The 7373-nt window shown below is 65.1% G+C and carries 7 protein-coding genes; 2 read left to right on the top strand and 5 right to left on the bottom strand.

Annotated elements, in window-relative coordinates; all coding sequences use genetic code 11:
* A partial coding sequence (locus tag ABWP50_RS08485; protein WP_353217563.1) for a DUF6445 family protein occupies positions 1–573 on the top strand: 573 nt, incomplete at its 5' end.
* Between the two features lie 7 nt (positions 574–580).
* On the opposite strand, the gene ABWP50_RS08480 is transcribed toward ABWP50_RS08485, so the two are convergent.
* The 5 genes from ABWP50_RS08480 to ABWP50_RS08460 form a co-directional block, all read right to left on the bottom strand.
* Positions 581–2116, bottom strand: a complete 1536-nt coding sequence (locus ABWP50_RS08480) for a serine hydrolase domain-containing protein (protein WP_353217562.1) — start codon at positions 2114–2116, stop codon at positions 581–583.
* Complete coding sequence (locus ABWP50_RS08475; RefSeq protein ID WP_353217561.1) at positions 2113–2607, bottom strand: DUF3299 domain-containing protein; 495 nt, start codon at positions 2605–2607, stop codon at positions 2113–2115. Before ABWP50_RS08475 ends, ABWP50_RS08480 begins: the two co-directional genes overlap by 4 nt.
* Positions 2608–2623: 16 nt before the next feature.
* Positions 2624–3874 (bottom strand): ABC transporter permease, encoded by a 1251-nt coding sequence (locus ABWP50_RS08470; protein WP_353217560.1) that lies wholly within the window; start codon positions 3872–3874, stop codon positions 2624–2626.
* The gene (locus ABWP50_RS08465) at positions 3871–4473 is read right to left on the bottom strand and encodes an ABC transporter ATP-binding protein (RefSeq protein ID WP_353217580.1); all 603 of its coding nucleotides are present in this window, start codon (positions 4471–4473) and stop codon (positions 3871–3873) included. The genes ABWP50_RS08470 and ABWP50_RS08465 overlap by 4 nt, the downstream gene beginning before the upstream one ends.
* Before the next feature lie 82 nt (positions 4474–4555).
* Complete coding sequence (locus ABWP50_RS08460; protein ID WP_353217559.1) at positions 4556–4840, bottom strand: hypothetical protein; 285 nt, start codon at positions 4838–4840, stop codon at positions 4556–4558.
* A gap of 125 nt (positions 4841–4965) precedes the next feature.
* Between ABWP50_RS08460 and ABWP50_RS08455 the strand changes: the two genes are divergently transcribed.
* The coding region (locus tag ABWP50_RS08455) for a M1 family metallopeptidase (protein ID WP_353217558.1) at positions 4966–7373 on the top strand (2408 nt) is incomplete at its 3' end.

Below are 7373 nucleotides of genomic sequence, written 5' to 3'. Positions count from 1 at the left end.
CTGGCCGCCAGCTTTGGGCCGGCCCGCAATCTCTATCCCGGCATTCGCGCCGAATTGCCCGCCGATTACTGGTCTGACGCGCAGATGCAAATGCTCCACACCGTGATTGCCCGCGTGTTCGATCTGGCCGGGCTGATCACCATCATCGATGCCAGTTTTTCGATTGTCACCACCCCGCCCGGCGATCTGGCCATTGGCCAGCGCCTGCCGCACGCCGATGGCTTCAGCCCGCGCCAGCTTGCCATCGTGCATTATCTGAATGATTTCACCGAAGGCACCGGTTTTTACCGCCACCGCGCCACCGGGCTGCAAAGCATCACGCAGCACAGCCACCAGGCCTATTTTGCAGCCGTGGACGCCCAATTGCGCCATCTCGGCCCGCCGCCCGCCAGCTATTGCTGCGGGGACACGCCGTTGTTCGAACAGATCCACGCCGTCCCCAGCCAGTTTAACCGCGCCGTGCTCTACCGCGGCCAGCAATTGCACAGCGGCGCCATCACGCCGGACACGCCGCTGCATGCCAATCCCGCCACCGGCCGCCTGACGGTGACGGCGTTCCTGATGGTCGGCTGATGTCGCGCTATTTGCGCGGCTTGGTCATGTCCGGGCCAGGTTCGAACGACCACTCCAGCGACTGGATTTGCGACGTCGTGGTCGGCGCCAGCAACACCCGCGCCAACAGCACGCCGTTCTGGCAATACCAGATATAGTCGCCGGCCAGAGCGCCCTGCGCCCGCACACCGGGCGGGCGCGGGCAGGGGCCGCTGCGCGCCTTGATGGCAGCAATATCGGCGGCGCGGTGGGCGGCGTCGCGGTCCATCAGCAGGTTCATCGCCAGCGCGCTGGGTTCCCCGGTAACCTGGCCGCTGGTCCAGATGCGGTGCAGCGGACCCGCCAGCCGGGCCAAAGGCACTGAAATCGGCGTCACGTCCGCCTTGACCAGCCCGGCGTCATGCAGGGTCATCATCGCGTCCCAGGTCGGGGCCGCGGCGCCGGCATAAGTGTGGTTGGTGAACAGATACACGCCCCAGCCGCGTTCGGGCGCCATCACCATGTGGCTGCCATAGCCGGGATAGCCGCCGCCGTGGAACGCCACCCGGCCCAGCGTGCAATCATCGCCGACGCGCAGCCCGCCGCCATAAACCACCGCGATTTGGCACGGCGACGTGGCCGCCACAGTGGGCCGCGCGGCCCGGCGCGGGGAGCCTTCGCCGCGCAGCAGGGCGCGCACGGTGATGCGGGCCTTGGCCTCAACGACTGGCGCTGCACCCGTGATCGGCGGGCCAGCAGCCGGCGCGGCGGGCGGCCATGCCTCCAGCAAATGGCCCATCCAGCGCGCATAATCGGGCACCGTGGTGATCACGCCGCCCATCGCCCCGAACGCGCCGGGCGCCATGTCGGGCTCGCGCTGCCATTTGCCGTCTTCCCAGCGCCAGCCGGTGGCCAGCGCGCCGGGCGGCACATCCGCCAGGTTGAACCCAGTGGCGGCCATGCCGAGCGGCGTGAAGATGCGGCGGGCAATTTCGGCTTCGAACGGCTGGCCGCTGCGATTGGCGACGATGCGGCCGAGCATGGCGTAGCCCAGATTGCTATATTCGTGCACCAGCCCCGGCGCGCGGGTGAACGGCACACCGATGGACAGCAGCGCGGTAAACTGGCTTTCGGGCAGCGGCGTCTGGCGGTCCCCCCACGGATCATCGGTGACAAAGCCGGCCATGTGGTGGACCAGGTCGGTCACGGTGACGCCGCCGATCCACTCGCTGGTTTCGGGCAAATGGGCGGTGACCGGGTCGTCCAACCGCAATTTGCCTTCGGCCGCGAGATTGAACAGCGTCAGGGCCGTGAACGCCTTGGTCATGCTGGCGATGCGAAAGCGCGTGTCGGCCGCCACCTTGCGGCCGCTGGCGACATCGGCAATGCCGGCATGGCCGCTGTGCACCAGCCCCTCGCCGCGGTGCACCACGCCCCAGGCCAGGCCGGGGATATGATTGGCCTGCGCCCAATCCCGCATATCCTTGTCGATGCGGCTGGCCACTTCGGGCGGCACGGCCTGCGCTGCTGCGCTGGTGCCTGTCAGCAGCGCAGAGCAAAGCAGGGGAAGGGCAAGCGTCCTCACATTTCCTTGCCGTCGCTGATCTTGTAGAACACGCCCGCGCCGTCGCTGCCGGCCAGTTCCAGCGTGCCTTCGATGGTGCGCACATCATAATTCATCGGCACCGCGCTCGACACCTTCACTTCGATGAATTGCTGCGGGCCGGGATTGAGGTGGAACGGGCAATCGGGCGGATAGGCCAGCAGCACGAAATGGCTCTGGCTGGCCCCCTTGCCGAGCGGCAGCATATAGCCGTTGATCTTCACCCGCTTGCCGGCCAGCGCCTTCACCGCGGCCGGATACAAAGGCTTGAGCGCGCCGGCCTTGGCGGCGGTCTTGTCTTCCTGCGCGCTTTCCAGCACCTGCCAGGCCACGCCGCCGGGCGGGGTTGGCGCGGGCTTCCAGATCGATTCCGATGGCTTCAGCGTGGTGGATTGCGCCATGGCACCCGAACCAGCCAGCTGCCCAACCAGCAGAGCGGCCGCCGCAGCAATCGCAAAAGTGAACAGGCGCATGCGTTTCTCCGGAGGGTTAGCGGGCATTGGCGAGCGTTTCGGCAATATCAGCTTGCAGCACTCTGATGGCTGGAATCAAGGCGGCAATCAGCCCGATGGTCAAGGCTGCGGCCACGATGATCGCTTCGCCGGGATGAAATGACAGGCCGGACAGGCCCAGTTGCGCCAGCTGCTCGATATTGGCGGCGGCAATGGCAATCACGCCGTGACCCAAAATCAGCCCCAGCGCAGCGCCGGCGCCGGCCAGTATCAGCCCTTCGCTGACCACCTGGCCGATGATCGCCGCCCGGCTGGCGCCAATCACCCGCAGCATCGCCATGTCGGCTTCGCGTTCCTTCAGCGCGGTCAGCAAGGCGACAAAGATCGACAGGCCGGACGTGAGCATCAACAGCACCGCAAAGCCGCGCACGGCATCGAGCCCAACGCCGACCAGCGCCAGCAGCCGCGACACCTCCACGGCGGGCACGGCGGCCTGCAAATTGGTCTGGCGGTTGATGAAGCCGGGCAGGCGCACCGCTGCAATCGGGCTGCCAAAGCGCACCAGCACGGCGGTCACTTCGGCGGGGCTGACATGCGCTTCATGTTCCTTGGCGGTTTCGCCCTCATGATGCTCATCGTCATGCGCCGCTTCCGGGCTGGCAATGCCGTGCATCTGCCACACGCTCTGCACCTGGGTCAGGATCAGCCGGTCGATCACCGTGCCGGTCGGCCCCAGCTGCCCCACGACGATGAACGGGGTTTCTTCATGCTTGGGGCCTTCATCGCCGCCGCTCTCCTTTGTGCTCATCCCGTGGCCGCCAACAAACCGCTGGCCCAGCCCGGCGCCCGTCCGCCGCGCCACTTCGGCGCCGATCACCGCTTCCATCGGCGCGGCAAACATCCGGCCCGCCGCAATGTCGGCGCCCAGCAATTTGGGATAGGCCGGCTCAGTGCCGATGATGCGAAAGCTGCGAAAACTGTCACCCAGTGCCAGCGGAACCGCCTCGGCCACCCCCAATTGCCGGCGCAGCAATGCCACCGTGTCCAGCGGCACATTGCCGGTCGGAATATCGACATGATAGACGCTGGACAGGATCAGTTGCAGCGGCGAGCCCTTCGCCCCCACCACCATGTCAATGCCCTGCGCATCGCGGTCGAACCGGCTTTCCAGCTGGCTGGAAAACAGCAGCAGGATCACCAGGCTGGCCACGCCCAGCGCCAGCAGCAAAATATTGAGCGCCGTGTTCAGCGCGCGGTCGCGCAAATAGGCGAAGCTGAGGCGGATCATGCGGCAACGGCCTGCGGTGCCGCCAGATCGAGCCGATTGGCAAAACGGTGCGCAATCCGGCCATCATGGGTGGCAATCAGCAGCGTCGCAGCCGTGGCATCGGCGGCTTCGAACATCAGATCGATCATCCGCTCCGCATTGCTATCGTCCAGCGCCGATGTCGGCTCATCGGCGACCAGCAGGCGCGGCTTGGTGCACAGCGCGCGGGCGATGGCGGCACGCTGGCCTTCGCCCTGCGACAATTGGCGCGGGCGCGCATCGGCGCGGTGGGACAGGCCGACCCGGTCGATCAGCCGGGCGATTTCGGCGGCATCAGTGCGGCCCAGCGCCAGTTGTTGCGCCAAGGCCAGATTGCCGATGACCGACAGCGCCGGGATCAGCCGCAGCGTCTGGAACACCAGGCCGATGGTGCGGCGGCGCAAGGCATCGCGCCCGGCCGGCGGCAATTGCGACATGGCCTCGCCGGCCACCCACAATTCGCCAGCCGTCGGCGTCAGCAGGCCGCTGACGATGTTGATGAAACTGGTTTTGCCCGACCCCGATGGCCCGAGAATCAGGGCGTGCTGGCCGGCGTGCAACTGCCAATCGCCGATCTGCATGACCACGCGGCCGCCGCGGCTATGCGAAAGGCCTCTGGCAACCACCAGAGGCCCGTCGGCAGTGTCAGCAATCGCGCGGCTGTCAGGGCTGGGCATTTGCCATTGCAACTGGGGTGCCGGCTGCTTCAGCCGTCTGCACGTCCTTCAGGCCCAGGCGCTTCATCATGGCAAGCCGAGCGGTTTCAATGGCTTCCTGCCGGCGCTGCTCGGCGATACGGGCAGCGGCTTCGGCATAGGCACCGGCATAGGGATCGCTGCCATCCGGCGAATAATGGCTGTAGCCGGGCATGCCATCAAAGGCACAGGCCAGCGCCGGCGCCGCAACGCCGGCCAAAGCAGAAGCCAGAACAACAGACATCAACCGCATGACAGCCTCCCGAAATAACGACGAGTGAATATAGGCACAAACAGCCGCCGTGTGCAACGCGCCCGCTTGCCAACGCGCACAGTGGCGGGCAATTGTGACATTCCGGTGCAGGAGCCGGGCGGGGGATGACAGACGTGAACATCGTGGGATGGTTTGGCCGATTGGCCCTGGCAGCGGCGATCTTGGTGGGCGCAGGTGCGCAGGCCAACCCGATCGAGCAGACCAAGGGCAGCTTCGTCGACAAATTCCGCCAGTTCGAAGGCGAGGATTGGCCGACCCCCACCGATACCCGCAACGCCGCCGGCGCGCCGGGCCATCGCTATTGGCAGCAGAAGGTGGATTATCGCATCACCGCCAAGCTGGACGAGGCCGCGCGCACGATCAGCGCCAGCGAGACCGTCACCTATCACAACAACAGCCCGGACAGCCTGAAATATCTCTGGCTGCTGCTCGATCAGAATTACAAGCGCAATCATATTGCCGAGCGGGCGGAAACCGTGTCGCCCGGCGGCAGCATCGGCATGACCGACGTGCGCAAGGCGATGCGCATGAAGGAGTGGGAAGGCGGCTTCAACGATCTGAAGGTCACCGATGCGTCGGGCCGCGCGCTGAAGTTCGTCGTGGTCGATACGTTGCTGCGCATCGATCTGGCCGCGCCGCTGGCCAGCGGCGGCGTCACCACGGTGAAGATCGACTTCACCCTGCCGATGCCCGAAACCCGCGTGGTCGGCGGCCGGTCCGGCTATGAATGCTTCACCAAGGCTGATCAGGACGGCAATTGCATCTTTCTGGGGGCGCAATGGTTCCCGCGCGCGGCGGTCTATTCCGATTATGAAGGCTGGCACAACAAGGCCTTTGTCGGCGGCGGTGAGTTCACGCTGGAATTCGGCGATTATGATGTGTCGATCACCGTTCCGGCTGATCATGTCGTGTCCGCCACCGGCGAACTGGCCAATCCCGACATCCTGAGCGCCGCCCAGCGCGCCCGGCTGAACGAGGCCCGCACCGCCAAGGAGCCGGTCTATATCGTCACCCCAGCCGAAGCGCTGGCGGCCGAGAAGGGCAAGTCCACCGCCACGCGCACCTGGCGCTTCACCGCAAGGAATGTCCGCGATTTCGCCTGGGCGTCCAGCCGCAAATTCGTGTGGGACGCGGTGGGCGTCAAACAGAATGACACCGCCAATCCGCTGGTGATGGCCATGAGCTTCTATCCCAAGGAAGCCCGTCCGCTCTGGGATGCCTATTCCACCAAATCCATCGCCCACACCATTGAAGTCTATGGGGATTTCTCCTTCCCCTATCCCTATCCCACCGCGCAGAGCATCAATGGCCCGGTCGGCGGGATGGAATATCCGATGATGACCTTCAACGGCCCGCGCCCGGTGAAGGACAAGAAAACCGGACAATTGACCTACACCGAACGCGCCAAATACGGCCTGATCGGCGTCGTCATCCACGAAATCGGCCACATCTGGTTCCCGATGACGGTGAACAGCGATGAACGCCAGTGGACGTGGATGGACGAAGGCATCAACAGCTTCCTGCAGTTCGAAGCCGAAAAGCGCTGGGACCCGAAATGGCCGGCGCGCGGCGAACCGCGTGATATCGTTGAATATATGGTCAGCCGCGATCAGGTGCCGCTGATGACGCACAGCGACAGCCTGCTGCAATTCGGGCCGAACGGCTATACCAAGCCGGCGACCGCGCTGGTCATCCTGCGCGAGACGATTTTGGGCCGCGAACTGTTTGATTTCGCCTTCAAGGAATATGCAAGGCGCTGGCGCTTCAAGCGGCCGACGCCGTATGATTTCTTCCGCACCATGGAAGAGGCATCGGGCGTCGATCTCGATTGGTTCTGGCGCGGCTGGTTCTATTCGACCGACCATGTCGATATCGCGCTCGACAAGGTGATCGAAGCCCGGCTGGACACGCGCAATCCCGAGATTGAAAAGGCCTGGCGCAAGGACCGCGCCATGGCGGAGCCAACGCCGCTGACAGCGGTGCGCAACACCCAGAAACCCGTGATCGACCGCGATCCCAAGACGCGCGATTTCTACGACGAAACCGACCGCTTCACCATCACCGCCAAGGACCGCAAGGATTACGCCGATCTGCAGAAGAAGCTGGAGCCGGAGCAGGCGGCGGCGCTGGCCTTCAAGGATCATTTCTATCACTTCAGCTTCCGCAACATCGGCGGCCTGGTGATGCCGGTGATCCTGAAGCTGGATTATGCCGATGGCACCAACGAAACCATCCGCATCCCTGCCGAAGTGTGGCGCTACAATGTGCGCGGCGTCACCTGGCAGCATGTCACGCCCAAGACGCTCAAGTCGGCTGAAATCGATCCGCTGTGGGAAACCGCCGATGCCGATCGCAGCAACAACGCCTATCCGCGCCGCATCGAACCGGCGGTGCTGAAGGTGAATGACGAGCGCACCGATACCGACAACCGCATGGCCGACAGCGAGCTGGACGTGACGCCGGACAGCACGAAAACACGGCCGTTCAAGAAGCCAGCCGACAAGCCGGGCGA

The sequence above is a fragment of the Sandarakinorhabdus sp. genome, from assembly GCF_040398645.1.
Classification (GTDB): domain Bacteria; phylum Pseudomonadota; class Alphaproteobacteria; order Sphingomonadales; family Sphingomonadaceae; genus Sandarakinorhabdus.
This window is presented reverse-complemented; position numbering and strand designations above follow the sequence as displayed.

Coding starts and splice junctions, on each gene's coding strand:
- ABWP50_RS08475 (WP_353217561.1), bottom strand. CDS start 2,607: ATGCGCCTGTTCACTTTTGCGATTGCTGCGGCGGCCGCTCTGCTGGTT.
- ABWP50_RS08465 (WP_353217580.1), bottom strand. CDS start 4,473: ATGCAGATCGGCGATTGGCAGTTGCACGCCGGCCAGCACGCCCTGATT.
- ABWP50_RS08460 (WP_353217559.1), bottom strand. CDS start 4,840: ATGCGGTTGATGTCTGTTGTTCTGGCTTCTGCTTTGGCCGGCGTTGCG.
- ABWP50_RS08470 (WP_353217560.1), bottom strand. CDS start 3,874: ATGATCCGCCTCAGCTTCGCCTATTTGCGCGACCGCGCGCTGAACACG.